Source organism: Brochothrix campestris FSL F6-1037, from assembly GCF_000525915.1.
Classification (GTDB): Bacteria; Bacillota; Bacilli; order Lactobacillales; family Listeriaceae; genus Brochothrix; species Brochothrix campestris.
This window is the reverse complement of the sequence record NZ_AODH01000056.1, coordinates 1-14,647: the sequence shown is the minus strand read 5'-3', so window position 1 is coordinate 14,647 and position 14,647 is coordinate 1. Positions and strand designations below refer to the sequence as shown.

Sequence of the window (14,647 nt, the reverse complement as noted above, 5' to 3'; positions counted from 1 at the left end):
TTTATGTATAAAGGATTATTAGCTAAATATGCTGCTTATTTACCCGTAACAGAAAACACACCTGCTCTTTCGCTACACGAAGGCAACACCCCCTTAGTGCCCCTGCCTCATCTATCGGCCGAGCTCGGCATTACTTTATATGCCAAAACAGAAGGCGTGAATCCAACCGGTTCCTTTAAAGACCGCGGCATGGTGATGGCTGTTGCCAAGGCCAAAGAAGATGGCGCCAAAGCCGTTATTTGCGCCTCAACAGGTAATACTTCAGCCGCAGCCGCAGCCTATGCAACACGGGCGGGCTTAAAAGCTTACATTGTGATTCCTGAAGGCAAGGTTGCGCTCGGTAAATTAGCACAGGCGGTAATGTATGGGGCCGATATCATTTCAATTGACGGCAACTTCGACGACGCCCTCAAAATGGTACGTGATATTGCCGAAAAAGAAGCCGTTACGCTCGTTAACTCGGTGAATCCTTATCGGATTGAAGGGCAAAAAACAGCCGCCTTCGAAGTGGTTGAACAACTTGGAAAAGCACCTGATGTGCTTGCTATCCCAGTCGGCAACGCGGGTAATATTACGGCCTATTGGAAAGGTTTTAAAGAATTTGATGCTGCCCAACAAAGCGGGCTGCCACGGATGCACGGTTTCGAGGCTGAAGGCGCCGCTGCCATTGTTCAAGGCGCACCCATTGCTGCTCCCGAAACATTTGCGACAGCGATTCGAATTGGCAATCCTGCCAGTTGGGCGTTTGCCGAAGCAGCGCGTAATGAATCTGGTGGTTACATCGATGCAGTCTCAGATGATGAGATTTTAGCAGCTTACAAGGCGGTGGCTCGACGCGACGGTGTCTTCATCGAACCGGGTTCAGCTGCCTCATTAGCGGGTGTCATTAAGCATGTGAAGGCCGGCAAAATCAAACCCGGTGAAACAGTCGTCGCTGTCTTTACTGGTAATGGTTTGAAAGACCCTGACTCGGCCATTAATAAGGTGCCTGCTAAGGTCCATAACCTCAACACGTACGATGAAATCGCAGCCTACTTAGCTGCTGCGACTAAAAATGATTAAGATAAAGGTGCCTGCTACGACAGCCAATCTCGGCCCTGGCTTTGATTCCTGTGGTCTGGCACTGTCTCTTTATTTAACTTTGAGTGCAACACCTGCAGTGAGGTGGTCTGTTGACCATCAATTAGGCGCGTCAATTCCAACCGATGAATCTAATCTCATCATTCAGACAGCGCTTCGGTTTGCGCCAACGATGCCGCCTCACCATTTAGTGATGACCTGCGACATTCCGTCAACGCGTGGCTTAGGCAGTAGTGCGGCTGCGATTGTGGCCGGGATTGAACTGGCTGACAGTTGGGGGCAACTCCATTGGAGTCGTGCCGAAAAAATGCGGTTAGCAACACTGATTGAAGGACATCCTGATAATGTTGCTCCGGCTGTCTTTGGTGGATTGGTTGTGGCTGTGCAACTCGGTGACCAGACGCATTATACACAGCACGCTTTTCCTGACTGTGATCTGATTGCCTTTATTCCCTCGACAGAATTAGCAACAAGCTTAAGTCGTGGTGTCTTACCGACAACCTTGTCCTATCAAACAGCAGTTAAGGCAAGCGCCATTAGCAATGTGATGGTCGCGAGTTTATTAAGCGGTAACCTCGCACAGGTTGGCCAAATGATGGCTGCCGATTTATTGCATGAACATTATCGCCAGGCACTCGTGCCTGACTTAACGAACATCCGCACGCTCGTCAGTCCGTTAGGTGCTTATGGCTGCTGTTTATCAGGTGCTGGACCGACTGTCCTCGTTCTCAGCCCTCCATCACAGTCACACGTGATTATGACTACCTTGCAACAGTATGATGCTAACGCGACCCTTACACGCTTACAGGTCGATGTTCATGGCGTACAAAGCGATTCATCAAGCTCTAACTAAAAGAGCGACCGCACCTCTCGACTGATATCGAGTAGTGCGGTCGCTCTTTTAGTTAGGCATTCCAATGAAAAATAAACCATTCCACTTTTTGGACGGGCAAACCCCGTCCTGTTTTCAATTCAAAATCCGCTTTGGCTAACAAGGCCATTGCTGTTTGTAATGGTGCCAATTCGATGTGACGGACTGATTGGGCCGCTAACTTCGCACGGTATGGATGTACCTTTAAGGTTCGAGCCATTTCCGGATCACTGTAGCCTTTTCGTTTCATAATTTTGACTTGATTCATCAGACGAAACTGACTGATTAACAATGCTAGTATTTTAATCGGCTCTTCCTTTTTGTTTTATAAGGTCACGGTATATTTGTAACGCCTCACCTGTTTGTTTATTAACGACTTTTTCGGTCAGTTGAAAGACGTTTTGTTCGAGCGAGCGTACAACCATGTCAACGACAATCGCCTTCGTCATGACGCCACCAGCGACATACAAAGCGATTTTTTCGAGTTCTTTAAGCGCCACCGACAATTGAAAATTCGTCAAGACGAGTAATTCATCCATCGCGGCGGGCTCATAATCCATCCCTAACTGTTGGGCATGTGCGGTTAACCATCGTTGCATCCCTTGTTCGTTCGGTGCAGACGCATCAATCACAACTGCTTGTTCTTGCAAGGCTTTACTGATTTTTTTACGCGCATCCAATTTATTAACACCAGCAACAATCACCAAAACAGTAAAAGGAACAGGTTGCTCGATGTAATGGGCGAAACTATCCGTTTGGTGTTCAAGTTTGCTTTTTTCAGTCGTCAAGAAGGTCGGTCGTTGCAAGACAACCACCTTCCGCTCCCCCCAAAAAGGGACTGATTCGGCTTCGGCAATCGCCTGTTCAACTGGCACCTCCGTTAAATCAAAGTTCGCATAGTTAAACTCCGCCTCATCATCGGCTAAGGCAGCCATCTCGATGCGCTTAATTGTTTCTTGAATAATGTATGATTCCGTTCCTGTAATTAAATAAATCGGTGCAAATTCGCCCCGTTCGATTGCTTGCCATTCTTTGATCATTTTGTCATCCCCACATTCTTACAGCTACTTACCTTTATTATAACTGATATCCGAGTGATTATCGACTATCAGTCTGACGGGGTGATTGTCAGCTCAATCCGCGGTTTCTTACCATTAAAACGATACACAATTGCACCACTCTCCGCTGTACTGCGTATTTTTACCTGCTGTTGATTTAAAATTGCCAACACTTCAGGATGAGGATGCCCGTATTGGCTGTTTTGCGCGACTGAAATCCACGCCTCCTTTGGGCCAATTTGAGCGACAAAGTCTGCGTCTGTTGAAAATTTACTACCATGATGACCGACCATTAAAAAATCCATTGCCAAGGTTGGATACTGTTTCATCAACCGTTTTTCTTGGGCGATTTCCATATCGCCTGTAAACAACCAATTTTGTTCATCCAATCGAGCACTTAAGACGACCGAATGTTCGTTTTCGCCAATCCCACCCTCAGGCAACGGATTTAACACGGTAAATTGAGTTACACCGAGCATTATCGTATCACCTTCTTTCACTTCCCGCTGCTTAACCGTTTGTAACTGTGCTAACATACTCGCCATCAAAGGATCAGCTGCTGCTCCTTTGCCGATAATCAGTTCACCAATCGATAGTTCTGCAGCGACCTCCAACAAGGCACCCATGTGGTCATAATCACTATGGGTGATGACCACTTTATCAAGGTGACGAATCCCCCAACTTTTCAAGGTCGGATTCACCACATTTTCACCAATTGTAAACGGTGCTTTTTGCCGTTGTTGCCAAGCAGCAGGCTTCTGCCACACGTATTTACCCCCGGTATCGATCAACATCGTCCCTTGACGGTTTGGTAATTGAATAAAATGGGCATCACCTTGACCAACATCAAGCAGGGCAATCATCCCGCCATTGGCCCACTGTGTTTGGAGTGGCAGTGACGCAATAAACAGCCATAGCAGCACCTGAGTGCGCTTGATAAAACGGTGATTCTCCCAACAAACAAACACATACACAATTAAGCAGCCTAACAGCCAATAACTAACTGGTGGCGCGCGGCCAGTGACGTAAACAGTTGCTGGCCAGTCCAAAAAATAAAGGGCAAGTCTTTCACTTTTCAGGAGAAGCCATTCGAGTGTGTTGTTTGCGAAAGCGGGCATCAACTGCAGCGGGATTAAAATAACGCTCAGTATAACAACCGGAATTAATAGCGCGGTATAAAAAGGCACGAACAAACTATTGGCCCAGACACTTGCCAATGAAAACTGAAAAAAATGATAACTTAAAATGGGCAGTGTAAACACTGTCGCCATGTAAGAGACAATTGCTAATTGAAGCGGTTTATAGCGATAACGCGCAATGATTTGACGGCTCAGTACGAGTCCTAAACAAACGGCATACGACAGTTGAAAACCAATCTGAAAAAGTTGATAGCTATCGCGTATCAACTGCAAATTATAGCTGAGGATTAAGGCGGTGAAGGTTGTAAACCTTAGCGGCGACAACTCTTTGACCAATAGTAAGACCATCATCGTTACCGCTCGTACTACTGGTGCATTGGCGCCTGCCATAACAGCAAATACGAGCAAAAACGCAATCGTCAGCATGGCAGCCGTTGCGCGGGAACAACGCATGATTAGCAAACCGACAAACAAGCCCCCTCCTATTAAGGTTACATGCAGTCCTGAAATCGCGAGTAAATGAATTACGCCTAAATCGCGATAGGCCTTCGTGACATCAGGCGCAATGGCTGAGCGATCACCAAAAATCAAGGCATGCGTATAGGCCACGACTCGTTTCGAGGCACGTTGTTCAATTTGTTGCATCAACAGTTGTCGCAGGTGCGCGAGACGATTAATCACGCCAACCGTTTCCGTAGAGAGTGCCGTCATCTCCGTCATGGTTGCTACATAATCAATCCGTTGCCTTTTTAAATACTCATTTTCAGAAAATTGCTGCGGGTTACGCCGCTGTTGCATTGGCCTCAATTCGGCTCGATGTGTAGCTGTTGTCCGGGAGCGAATGTTTCAAGCTGCTGTTTTTGCGCAAAGCTGTCAATCGTCCCTGTTAGTTTAGTCCGGCTGTTGCCCTGTTTAACGACGGCTTGTACATAATCGCCATCAATCGCAATGGCTTGCAGTACAAAAGGTTCGGAAAAAATCGGTTGTGATGGTTGTGGCACCGGTATTATTAGCGTGACATACATGATGACGGTGACCAACGCTAACCATTGACGGTAGATGAGTCCATAGAGGCTGCTCATTAAAAAAAGGCAGGTCAATACCACCACCTGCTCTTGTGTCAAAGCCATCAATGTTACGATGACACTCACAATTAACAGATGACGTGGCATTCCCTCACCTCCCGCATTATAGTTGGGTCTTAACTGCCCTAATTAAGGCGTCGTGTTCAATCGAGTCAGGCAGTTGTTTTAAGGCCGCTACAATTTCCTTTTTAAGTGGTTCTGCTGTTTTAATATTATTTATCTCTTCTAGTGGCACATAGTGCAACGCCACGCCAGCCTGTTCAAATAATTGCTCGGCATACGGATGATTATGATAGTTTTTAGCATAGGATACCTTTTTTATACCCGCTTGAATAATTGCCTTACTGCAATTAACGCATGGATAGTGTGTCACGTATAATTCCGCCTCTTCAGTTGAGGCACCAAACTTAGCACACTGTAAAATGGCATTCATTTCAGCATGAACCGTTCGAATACAATGCCCATGATCCATTAAACATTGCTCATCGATACAATGTGTTTCCCCAGCGACAGAGCCGTTATACCCGCCTGCGATAATACGATTATCACGCACAATTGTAGCCCCAACCATTAGCCGGTCACATGTACTGCGTGAAGCCAACAAATGACTTTGTGCCATGAAATATTGTTCCCACGTAATTCTTCCCATTGTGTGCCACTCCTTTTTTTTAAACTATTATCAGTATAGTCACACAACTTCACTTACGTCAACACTTCAGTTGCAGATTGTTACACTTCTAAATAGTCACTCAAGCGTTCCAACGTTTTCTCACCGATACCGCTCACTGCTAATAAATCTTCGATTCTTGAAAACAACCCATTTTCTTCACGATAAGCAAGAATAACTGCGGCTTTAGCTGGACCAATACCTGGCACCGTCAGCAACTGTTCCAGTTCGGCCTCATTCAAATTCACCTTTGTTGGGCTGTCATTAGCAGCATTGCCTGCTATCGCTGTTGTTTGTTCGCCGTCAACAGCGACATAAATGACCATTTGATCCGTTACCTTCTGCGCTAAATTAATTTGTGTTTCGTCAGCCTCAGGGAGCAATCCTCCTGCCCGTTGAATGACATCTTTAACACGAGCATCGGTGGCCATCTCATACACATTAGGCTCTTTAACAGCCCCTTTAATGTCGACAAACACATGCGTTGGTAGAGCAGGTGTGTCAGTCGTATGTTCGACTACTGGCGGGGCAATTGTTTGAACCTGTCGGGGTGTGGCTATTGGTTGCCTGAGTACGACAGCAATACTAACAATGATAACGACGATTGCCACTCCGCAAATAACACGGATACGATAAAGCTCGTAGAACGTTCTGATTCGATTCATCACAGTCCTCCTCACTATCCTTATACGTGATTGGGGATGGCTTACCTCTTTTTGACCACAATTGTTCCCATGAACTTAACTTATAAAACTGTAGTTACCGTTTAAAAAGCTCCTTTTTGTAAGTAGTGCCCCTGTAAAATTGGTTATCCTGCTAAAAAAAACGCATAAAAAAAGTCTCATCACTGTGCACGGGGGCTACGTTTGATGAGACTTCTACTATTTTATTTGTGACAAACGAAGAACAAGCGCTCTGATGTTGCAGTTGGTGCGTCATCAGTAAAGTCAGCACAGACTTTTACAGACTGAAAGCCCGCCGCTGCTAAGAGACGTTCGTACGTTGCAATCGGATAGGTGCGTTCACAATGTAACTCGTCACGACGAGTGTACATGTCCATTTCTTCATCATATAAGAAGAACGAAAGATCATGTTCAACGCTATGGTCATGCTCGCCTTTAAATGAGCGCCAAATAAATGACACATCGTCATCATTATCGGCAAAGACATAATTATCAAACAAGACATCGACCTTATGTGTGCTATGCACATCAAAGATAAAGGTGCCCGTGTCGGATAAATGGGCCAGTACGCGTTCAAACACGTTTAAGACGCTTGCTTCATCAGGCATGTAATTGAGCGAATCACTTAAGCATGTGATTGTCTCGAATGTTTGGCCTAAATCAAAATCAAGCATATTCGCTTCAAACAACGGAATTCCGATGTTTGCTCGGGTGAATTTTTCTTGCGCCAACACTAACATATTCGCTGCTAAATCGAGACCAGAGACATCGTATCGCTCTGCTAAGCGCAGAGCAAACTCACCAGTACCACAGCCTAAATCCAATAACGAGGTGTTATGCGTACTATGACGTACGACAAAGTTGACCCATTTTTCATACAGTGATTTATCCATTAAATCATCGTAAACGAGGGGAAACGTATCGTAATTTTCCATCTTAAGCGAAAGCTGCAGATACATCCATCGTTGGTGCATCGCCCCATAATTTTTCAAGGTTGTAGTATTCACGGTCTTCGCTATGGAAAACATGAACGACAACATCGCCTAAGTCAACTAAGACCCAACGTGATGCTGAAATACCTTCAATGCGACCGACATCAATACCGTGTTCATGCGCTTGGTCTTTTACTTCTGTTGCAATGGCTTTAACTTGTTTTTCAGAGTTCCCGTGACAAATAATAATGTAATCTGTCATTGACCCCATCGCAGTCATATCTAAAGCTATAATTTCTTCTGCTCGTTTATCATCGCAAGCTTTCGTTGCGAACATTAATACCTCTTTGCTATTTATCAAAATTTCGCTCTCCTTCTTCTTTTAACTGTTTTGTGATCATATTGTACGCTTCAAATGTATCAGGGAAAATAGGTTGCTTCCGTTGAATTAAATAATTCATCGTTTGTGATAATTCAAACCGGACGGCCTCATCCAATGATATTTTCGCCAGTTCCCGCGCTTCTTCAACTCCAGGGAATTCACGGTTTGGTTCAATGTAATCAGCAACAAAAATAATTTTTTCAAGTGTCGACATGTTACGTTGACCGGTTGTATGAAACGTGATAGCTCCTAAAATTTCAGAGTCATCAATTCCAATCTCCTTATTCACTAAGACCGCACCAACTGGAGCATGCCATAGATTGGGATGATACTCGAGTAAACTTTGGTCTAAATCTTCTTTAATAATAATATGACGCATTTCATCGATGTCACGAATTTTAGCGTAGTCATGAAAAATCGCTGCTAAGCTCGCTTTTTCGGGATTGACACCATGATTGCGGGCTAATTCAACTGCCGTTTTTTCAACACCTAATGTGTGAATGTAACGCTGTTCAGTCAAATGTGGTTTCACTCGTTCTAATGCTTCTTCACGATTCATAAAATTGGCTCTCCTTTATCGCGTAATAGACATTTTCAGGTACCATATAACGAACTGATTGGCCTGCTTTAAGCTGCGCTCTAATCGCTGATGATGATAAATCCATCAACGGTAAGGCAAGCGTTTCAATCGGGTAGTCTGATTGTAATCTATAACCTTTTCTCGTTACTCCAATAAATGTTACAAGTTCCATCAGTTTATTTATATTGTACCATTTCGGTAAATATTCAACCATATCGGCGCCGATGATGAAATAAAACTGTACATCTGGTTCTAACTGTTTCATTTCTAACATTGTATCATACGTATATGAACTTCCACCGCGAGTGATTTCACGTGTATCAATAGTGAAGTGGGTATTGTTTGCAATTGCCCCCTTCACTAGAGCGATACGCGCTTCATCAGTAATGCCATCAACCACTGCTTTATGCGGTGGGATTGCATTAGGTAAAAACCGAATTTCATCTAATTGATAAGCCTCGAAAACTTGTTCGGCTATAAATAAATGTCCAAAATGAGGTGGATTGAATGTGCCACCTAGTATACCAACACGTTTTGTCATTGTTACACCCCGATTATATTATGATGGAAGTTTAATCTTAGGATCAGTCTTAGATGTACGGTATAAAATAATTGTTTTACCAATGACTTGTACCAATAATGATTTTGTTTTTCGTGTTAAAATTTGCGCAACTTCAGCCGGTACTTCGTCGCTATTTTGTAAGACACTGATTTTAATTAATTCACGCACTTCAAGTGCCTCTTTAATTTGACGCGTCATGTTTGAATTAACGCCGCCTTTTCCGATTTGGAAAATTGGTGTAAGATGATGCGCTTCACTACGTAAGAATCGTTTTTGTTTACCTGTTAGCATTTTTTAAACCCTTTCTCATTTGCTGCAGCAATCATTTTATCAATGTCAGGCCAAATACCTGTCCATATTTCAAACGCCACTGCGGCTTGATATATTAGCATGCCCAATCCATTTTGTTTCGGGTTGCTTTGTGCAGCCTTTAAAAAGGCTGTTTCTTGCGGATTATAAATTAAGTCACTGACAAACGTATCCGCTCGTAATCTTGTTAAATCGAGTGGGAGTTGATCATCCGTTGGATTCATTCCTAACGATGTCGTTTGTACAATGCAATCGAACTGTTCTAACTGTGCTGCAGCCACTGTTAGACTCGCTGCTTCAACACCTGTCGCAATGGCTAACTGCTCTGCTTTTGAAACCGTGCGGTTCGTAATGGTAATCCGTCGATAGCCTGCTGCCAAAAGGGCCACTAAAATGCCTTTAGCTGCCCCGCCTGCTCCGATAATTAAAATCGTTGAGGCAGTCGTTAACTGTTTGAAGTCAGCTTTCAAGCTATGAATAAAGCCCGCGCCATCGGTATTGTAACCAATGTAACCTGCATCTGTCTGTTTGACGGTATTGACCGCCTGTGCGAGACGCGCACTCTCATCAATGCCGTCTAAGTAAGGCATGATTGCTTCCTTATAAGGCGCTGTCACATTGAAGCCAGCTATTCCCAAAGCTTTTAGGCCCTTGAAGGCGTCTGCCTGCTTTTCAGCTGCAATTTCAAAAGGGACGTAGGCCGCCTCAATCGCTAAAGCATCAAAACAAACTTGTTGTATTGTTGGAGAGATACTATGACCAACCGGTTGACCGATAACCGCATACGTTTTTTTCATCACAGAGCACCATCCTTTTTACATAATTGTGCGACGAATTGTCACGTTGACGTTTTCAGGAACCCATGCCTTAACATGTGCGCCTTCTTCCAACGTTACCCATCCTAATCCTGAGAACACAATGTCCATCTTCGTTTTAACATGGAATTCCTGTGCCACAAGTTTCGGAAAGGTTGCAACATCGTCTGCAAACGGCGGTTGTAACAAGTCACCGAGGTGGTTCGCATACAAGTCATCGGCTTTTTCAAGTTTTGTACGATGAATTTTAATGCTGTTTGGTAAATAACAGGTAAGTGAACGACGTCCACCACTAATGTAATCAAGACGTGCTAAACCGCCAAAGAAAAGTGTTTGCTCTTCGTTTAATTGATAGCTTACCGGTTTGATTTCTTTTTTAGGTGTAATAGCCTTCAACGTTTTATCTGTTACAACGTGAGCCATTTGGTGATGATTGATAATCCCTGGTGTGTCAACAAGCATACTGCCATCATCCAACGGAATTTCAATAATATCTAAGGTTGTCCCTGGGAAATGCGAGGTCGTAATCACATCTTTTTCTCCACTGACTTCGTGAATCACGCGGTTAATAAAGGTTGATTTCCCTACATTTGTACAGCCAACAACATACACATCGCCGCCCTTACGTAATTTTTCGACTTTTTTCAAAATCGGATCTAAATCACCGTCACGTAATGAGCTAATCAAATCAACCTCGACTGGTTTCATGCCTAATTCTTTCGCACGACCACGCATCCAGTTCATTAATGGAGGACGCTTCATTGAATGTGGCAATAAATCAACCTTGTTACCTAATAATAAAATCGGGTTGTTGCCCACAAAGCGTTGCAAACCTGGTAACCAGCTGCCATCAAAGTCAAAAATGTCCACGAGCATCACAATCAAGCCCTTTTTGTCTCCTAAGCCGTTTAAAATCCGTAAGAAGTCATCGTCAGTTAACGACACGTCTTGTACTTCATTGTAATGTTTCAAGCGGTAACACCGTTTACAAATAATATCTTCTCGATTAAGGCTCGATGCTGGTGCAAATCCAAGCGCCTGCGGATCTTCGGTTTGGATTGTTGCCCCACAACCGATACAATGTAGTTCTTGTAATTCTTCTGTTTCCATTTATAGTTGATCCTCCCATGTTAATGGTTTTTTTCGTTTTAATAGCGCAATCACTATTTTCTCGATTTTACGGTTAATTTTCGTGTTCCAAGCATCACTCTGTTTAACCGGTTTTACTAGAATGGTAAATAAACGTGCACGATTTCCGCCAAAAACATCTGTCAAAAGTTGATCCCCAAACATAGCCACTTCATCACGGCGCACAGCGTATAAACGCATCGCACGTTTGAAGCCAGTAGTTAAGGGTTTTTGGGCCCGGTAAACAAACGGAACGCCTACTTCGTCCGCAATTTTACGTACACGTTCTTCACTATTATTTGATACAATCGTTACTTCAATCCCTGCAGCTTTCAAATGATTAATCCACTCCACTAAATGGCTGGGAGCTGTTTCGTCATCCCAAGCAATTAAGGTATTATCTAAGTCGGTAAAAACAACTTTAATACCTTGTTGCTTTAATTGGTCGGCTGTAATGTCGTATGGTGTATGAACCATCCGATTCGGTAAAAACATTTTCAACAAATTTCAGGCACCTCGCTTTTTCTCATTCTTATTTATTATAACTGAAAAAAAATGTGTTTGTCGCATAAACTTTATGTCTATTCACGCTACTAAATCCTATTATTATAACATAGACACACAAAAAGTGTCGATTTTATCGATCATTACGATGAAAAGATACGTACAATTCACCTGTCACAATATTTTGAATTAACCAAAAACTAAGTGTATAATTCAAGAAAGACACACCGCCATACGGCGTACAACAAGGAGGACTTATAAATGACAACAAACTACTCACTATCATGGGATATCGACACTTTCTTTACTGGTGGTTCACACTCTGAGGCCTTTCAAGCGAAACTAGACAACACCACTAAGGAACTGCACGCCTTCAGCACTGCTGTTTCTGACTGGAACGGGACGGATTACAACTCTTTTGTAACCTTAATTGACACCTATACAACATTACGGATGGCCCTTTTTCAAATGAGCTCCTTTATTGAATGTGTCGCTGCTGCTGATGCCAGCGATACCTACAGCGATACACTCTTAAATAAAATCGGTTCGTTGAGCGCTGCCTTGAAAAATGCGTCAAATGACTTAGCGCAACAAACGTTACTACTGGAGGATGCCACTTGGGAAGAATGGCTCACTCGAACTGAACTGCATGACGTCGCCTTCGTCCTCGCTGAACTGCGTTCAAACCAAGCCCATCTCTTATCAGCCAAGGAGGAAACCTTAATAAATAACCTTAGCGTTGACGGTTACAACGCCTGGGCCGCACACTATGACACTTTAGTCGGCACAATGCGCTTTGATGTTGTGACGGAAACAGGTGAAATAGCCTCACTATCAGCCGGTCAAACCGACAACTTACTCAATGCTGCTGATTACAAAGTTCGTCATGATGCCTTTGCCGTATGGCAAAAAACGTGGCAAGAAAAAGCGCCCTTGTTTGCTGATACATTGAACCACCTCATCGGTTTTCGTCTGGCGAAGTATGAGGCTCGCCACTGGGATGTACTTGATGAATCGCTTCGTTTAAACCGCCTCAATGAAGCTACCTTGACAAGCATTTGGACTGTTGTCGCTCAAAACAAGACGCCTTTGCTGGCCTTTTTGAAACGAAAAGCGGCCTTATTAGGACTCGATCAACTCGGTTGGGTTGACGTGGAAGCACCACTGAACTTAGGCGCTACTCAAACAATTCGTAACTTTCAAACCGGTGCCGACTTCATTGAAGAAAACTTCGCCAAATTCAGTCCTGAAATGGCTGCCTTTGCTCACAACGCCTTTGCCAACAGTTGGATTGAAGCCGAAGACCGTGACAACAAACGACCTGGCGGCTTCTGCATCGAATTTCCAGAAGACGGTGAAAGTCGTATCTTCATGACGTACGACGGCTCAGCCAATACAATTTCGACCTTAGCACACGAATTAGGCCATGCCTTCCATTCTCATGTGATGCGGGACCAATCCGCTTTAAACCGTGATTATGCGATGAATGTTGCCGAAACAGCTTCAACTTTTGCTGAGATTTTAATTTCGGATGCAGCCATCAAAGCAGCGACATCAAAGGCTGAAAAAATTCAGTTACTCGAAGATAAAATCCAGCGCAGTGTCGCTTTCTTTATGAACATCCATGCCCGCTTCTTATTTGAACAACGTTTCCATGAGGCTCGTAAAAACGGAGCGCTCACTGTCGAAGTCTTAAACGAATTAATGGAGACGGCGCAAAAAGAAGCGTTTGTTGACAGTTTAAAAGACTATAACCCAACGTTTTGGCAATCGAAATTGCATTTTTACATCGATGACATTCCGTTTTACAACTATCCTTACACCTTTGGTTTCCTCTTCTCTGCTGGTATCTATGCTCAAGCAGCCTCGTCTGAAACGAGTTACGAGCAGGCATACATTGCCTTATTACAAGACACAGGCTCAATGACAACCGAAAACCTTGCGCAAAAACACCTCGGTGTTGACTTAACACAACCCGACTTTTGGCAAGCAGCCGTAGATGTTGTACTAAAAGATGTCACTGACTTTTTAGCCTTAACAGAAGACTTAATCTAACAAAAAAAAGACAACTTGAGTTGGAACTGCCACTATAATTAGATACAACTAAAAAAGAGCACCTCAAAATTGGTAAAATGAATTTTGAGGTGTTTTCGTATGTCAAAACATAATTTTTCTCCTGTTGAATTAAAGATTCATATTATTGAACATTTTCTTAATAGTCATGCACTTATCAGTAACGCGTTTTTTGTAGATATTAATAAAGGAGCTAGGATTATGCGTAAATAGGGATAAATTTGTATTGTGAAGAAGAAAAAAATTTAAGAAGCCTGGTAATCCATATGACATTTTTAAAAATGTCATTACTAAGGATTGGGCAATAGCTAGACCTCTTTGTAAAGTGACAACGGCTATTACTTAGCTACCTTTTGGTAAATCTATGCTCTATTTATCAACTATTATCGATACCTTTAACAGTGAGATTGTAGCCTACAAAATTTCAGATCATCCAGATACTAAATTAGCCGTAGCTACCTTAAAGCAGATTGGCAAATTTCCCAAAGGAGCCATTTTGCATAGTGCTCAAGGTTCAACCTACACTGCAAAAGAATTTTTTGAAGTAGCCCCCAAAAAAACGGTTCTATAATTTATGGTGTTGGTGAATTTTCACTGATTCCTATTTTTTCGCAAAAAAACAGCAACATTTTCAAAATCCCTATAATATTAAGTCACCACAACAAATTTATAAGGGGGATTCGACAATGTCAGCTATCACTTTTAATAATATCGCGAATTCCTCTGGAATTACAGATGAAACTATTTCTTTTCCAAAAACATGGTGTTTAACTCAGTTA

The 14,647-nt window shown here is 43.2% G+C and carries 18 protein-coding genes; 4 read left to right on the top strand and 14 right to left on the bottom strand.

The genetic code is table 11. The features are described from left to right. Positions 1-3 precede the first annotated feature (3 nt). Both thrC and thrB read left to right on the top strand, forming a co-directional pair. A complete protein-coding gene (gene thrC / locus BCAMP_RS10845; RefSeq protein ID WP_035315599.1) occupies positions 4-1,062 on the top strand; it encodes a threonine synthase in 1,059 nt (352 codons plus the stop codon). Continuing rightward, positions 1,058-1,933 carry a homoserine kinase gene (thrB, locus tag BCAMP_RS10840; RefSeq protein ID WP_035315628.1) on the top strand — a complete coding sequence of 292 codons (876 nt, stop codon included), beginning with the start codon at positions 1,058-1,060 and terminating at the stop codon, positions 1,931-1,933. The genes thrC and thrB overlap by 5 nt, the downstream gene beginning before the upstream one ends. 52 nt (positions 1,934-1,985) lie before the next feature. Here thrB and BCAMP_RS13225 read toward each other — a convergent pair whose 3' ends face one another. The 14 genes from BCAMP_RS13225 to BCAMP_RS10775 all read right to left on the bottom strand — a co-directional run bounded on the left by BCAMP_RS13225 (position 1,986) and on the right by BCAMP_RS10775 (position 11,786). Beyond that, positions 1,986-2,219, bottom strand: coding sequence for a hypothetical protein (locus BCAMP_RS13225; RefSeq protein WP_156921228.1), 234 nt, complete (start codon positions 2,217-2,219; stop codon positions 1,986-1,988). Between the two features lie 34 nt (positions 2,220-2,253). Beyond that, on the bottom strand, positions 2,254-2,991 hold the full coding sequence (holA, locus tag BCAMP_RS10835) for a DNA polymerase III subunit delta (RefSeq protein ID WP_084038824.1): 738 nt from the start codon (positions 2,989-2,991) through the stop codon (positions 2,254-2,256). A 68-nt stretch (positions 2,992-3,059) separates the two neighbouring features. Beyond that, positions 3,060-4,946, bottom strand: coding sequence for a DNA internalization-related competence protein ComEC/Rec2 (locus BCAMP_RS10830; RefSeq protein ID WP_035315598.1), 1,887 nt, complete (start codon positions 4,944-4,946; stop codon positions 3,060-3,062). 5 nt (positions 4,947-4,951) lie between these two features. Next, positions 4,952-5,320, bottom strand: coding sequence for a hypothetical protein (locus tag BCAMP_RS10825; RefSeq protein WP_035315597.1), 369 nt, complete (start codon positions 5,318-5,320; stop codon positions 4,952-4,954). 16 nt (positions 5,321-5,336) lie between these two features. Further along, positions 5,337-5,882 (bottom strand): ComE operon protein 2, encoded by a 546-nt coding sequence (locus tag BCAMP_RS10820; protein WP_035315596.1) that lies wholly within the window; start codon positions 5,880-5,882, stop codon positions 5,337-5,339. A gap of 80 nt (positions 5,883-5,962) precedes the next feature. Then, positions 5,963-6,565, bottom strand: coding sequence for a helix-hairpin-helix domain-containing protein (locus BCAMP_RS10815; RefSeq protein ID WP_035315595.1), 603 nt, complete (start codon positions 6,563-6,565; stop codon positions 5,963-5,965). A 221-nt stretch (positions 6,566-6,786) separates the two neighbouring features. Then, on the bottom strand, positions 6,787-7,518 hold the full coding sequence (locus BCAMP_RS10810) for a class I SAM-dependent DNA methyltransferase (RefSeq protein ID WP_035315594.1): 732 nt from the start codon (positions 7,516-7,518) through the stop codon (positions 6,787-6,789). 1 nt (position 7,519) lies between these two features. Next, positions 7,520-7,873: a ribosome silencing factor gene (gene rsfS, locus BCAMP_RS10805; RefSeq protein ID WP_035315627.1), complete on the bottom strand. Its 354-nt coding sequence runs from the start codon at positions 7,871-7,873 to the stop codon at positions 7,520-7,522. After that, complete coding sequence (yqeK, locus tag BCAMP_RS10800; RefSeq protein ID WP_035315593.1) at positions 7,866-8,456, bottom strand: bis(5'-nucleosyl)-tetraphosphatase (symmetrical) YqeK; 591 nt, start codon at positions 8,454-8,456, stop codon at positions 7,866-7,868. Before yqeK ends, rsfS begins: the two co-directional genes overlap by 8 nt. Continuing rightward, entirely contained in the window at positions 8,446-9,018 is a 573-nt protein-coding gene (locus tag BCAMP_RS10795; RefSeq protein WP_035315592.1) for a nicotinate-nucleotide adenylyltransferase, read from the bottom strand. Before BCAMP_RS10795 ends, yqeK begins: the two co-directional genes overlap by 11 nt. A gap of 18 nt (positions 9,019-9,036) precedes the next feature. Beyond that, positions 9,037-9,330 carry a ribosome assembly RNA-binding protein YhbY gene (gene yhbY, locus BCAMP_RS10790; RefSeq protein WP_035315591.1) on the bottom strand — a complete coding sequence of 98 codons (294 nt, stop codon included), beginning with the start codon at positions 9,328-9,330 and terminating at the stop codon, positions 9,037-9,039. Next, positions 9,324-10,145 (bottom strand): shikimate dehydrogenase, encoded by an 822-nt coding sequence (aroE, locus tag BCAMP_RS10785; RefSeq protein WP_035315590.1) that lies wholly within the window; start codon positions 10,143-10,145, stop codon positions 9,324-9,326. The genes yhbY and aroE overlap by 7 nt, the downstream gene beginning before the upstream one ends. 18 nt (positions 10,146-10,163) lie before the next feature. After that, the gene (gene yqeH / locus BCAMP_RS10780; protein WP_035315589.1) at positions 10,164-11,273 is read right to left on the bottom strand and encodes a ribosome biogenesis GTPase YqeH; all 1,110 of its coding nucleotides are present in this window, start codon (positions 11,271-11,273) and stop codon (positions 10,164-10,166) included. Further along, entirely contained in the window at positions 11,274-11,786 is a 513-nt protein-coding gene (locus BCAMP_RS10775) for a YqeG family HAD IIIA-type phosphatase (protein WP_035315626.1), read from the bottom strand. It abuts the gene before it with no gap. 270 nt (positions 11,787-12,056) lie between these two features. Between BCAMP_RS10775 and BCAMP_RS10770 the strand changes: the two genes are divergently transcribed. Beyond that, a complete protein-coding gene (locus tag BCAMP_RS10770) occupies positions 12,057-13,850 on the top strand; it encodes a M3 family oligoendopeptidase (protein ID WP_035315588.1) in 1,794 nt (597 codons plus the stop codon). 382 nt (positions 13,851-14,232) lie between these two features. After that, positions 14,233-14,439 carry a DDE-type integrase/transposase/recombinase gene (locus tag BCAMP_RS15125; RefSeq protein ID WP_035315625.1) on the top strand — a complete coding sequence of 69 codons (207 nt, stop codon included), beginning with the start codon at positions 14,233-14,235 and terminating at the stop codon, positions 14,437-14,439. Positions 14,440-14,647: the final 208 nt, after the last annotated feature.

Bases quoted from the DNA above. Each gene is read 5' to 3' on its own strand.
- thrC (WP_035315599.1), top strand. From the start codon at position 4: ATGTATAAAGGATTATTAGCTAAATATGCTGCTTATTTACCCGTAACA.
- BCAMP_RS13225 (WP_156921228.1), bottom strand. From the start codon at position 2,219: ATGAATCAAGTCAAAATTATGAAACGAAAAGGCTACAGTGATCCGGAA.
- holA (WP_084038824.1), bottom strand. From the start codon at position 2,991: ATGATCAAAGAATGGCAAGCAATCGAACGGGGCGAATTTGCACCGATT.
- BCAMP_RS10830 (WP_035315598.1), bottom strand. From the start codon at position 4,946: ATGCAACAGCGGCGTAACCCGCAGCAATTTTCTGAAAATGAGTATTTA.
- BCAMP_RS10825 (WP_035315597.1), bottom strand. From the start codon at position 5,320: ATGCCACGTCATCTGTTAATTGTGAGTGTCATCGTAACATTGATGGCT.
- BCAMP_RS10820 (WP_035315596.1), bottom strand. From the start codon at position 5,882: ATGGGAAGAATTACGTGGGAACAATATTTCATGGCACAAAGTCATTTG.
- BCAMP_RS10815 (WP_035315595.1), bottom strand. From the start codon at position 6,565: ATGAATCGAATCAGAACGTTCTACGAGCTTTATCGTATCCGTGTTATT.
- BCAMP_RS10810 (WP_035315594.1), bottom strand. From the start codon at position 7,518: ATGGAAAATTACGATACGTTTCCCCTCGTTTACGATGATTTAATGGAT.
- yqeK (WP_035315593.1), bottom strand. From the start codon at position 8,456: ATGAATCGTGAAGAAGCATTAGAACGAGTGAAACCACATTTGACTGAA.
- BCAMP_RS10795 (WP_035315592.1), bottom strand. From the start codon at position 9,018: ATGACAAAACGTGTTGGTATACTAGGTGGCACATTCAATCCACCTCAT.
- yhbY (WP_035315591.1), bottom strand. From the start codon at position 9,330: ATGCTAACAGGTAAACAAAAACGATTCTTACGTAGTGAAGCGCATCAT.
- aroE (WP_035315590.1), bottom strand. From the start codon at position 10,145: ATGAAAAAAACGTATGCGGTTATCGGTCAACCGGTTGGTCATAGTATC.
- yqeH (WP_035315589.1), bottom strand. From the start codon at position 11,273: ATGGAAACAGAAGAATTACAAGAACTACATTGTATCGGTTGTGGGGCA.
- BCAMP_RS10775 (WP_035315626.1), bottom strand. From the start codon at position 11,786: ATGTTTTTACCGAATCGGATGGTTCATACACCATACGACATTACAGCC.
- BCAMP_RS10770 (WP_035315588.1), top strand. From the start codon at position 12,057: ATGACAACAAACTACTCACTATCATGGGATATCGACACTTTCTTTACT.
- BCAMP_RS15125 (WP_035315625.1), top strand. From the start codon at position 14,233: ATGCTCTATTTATCAACTATTATCGATACCTTTAACAGTGAGATTGTA.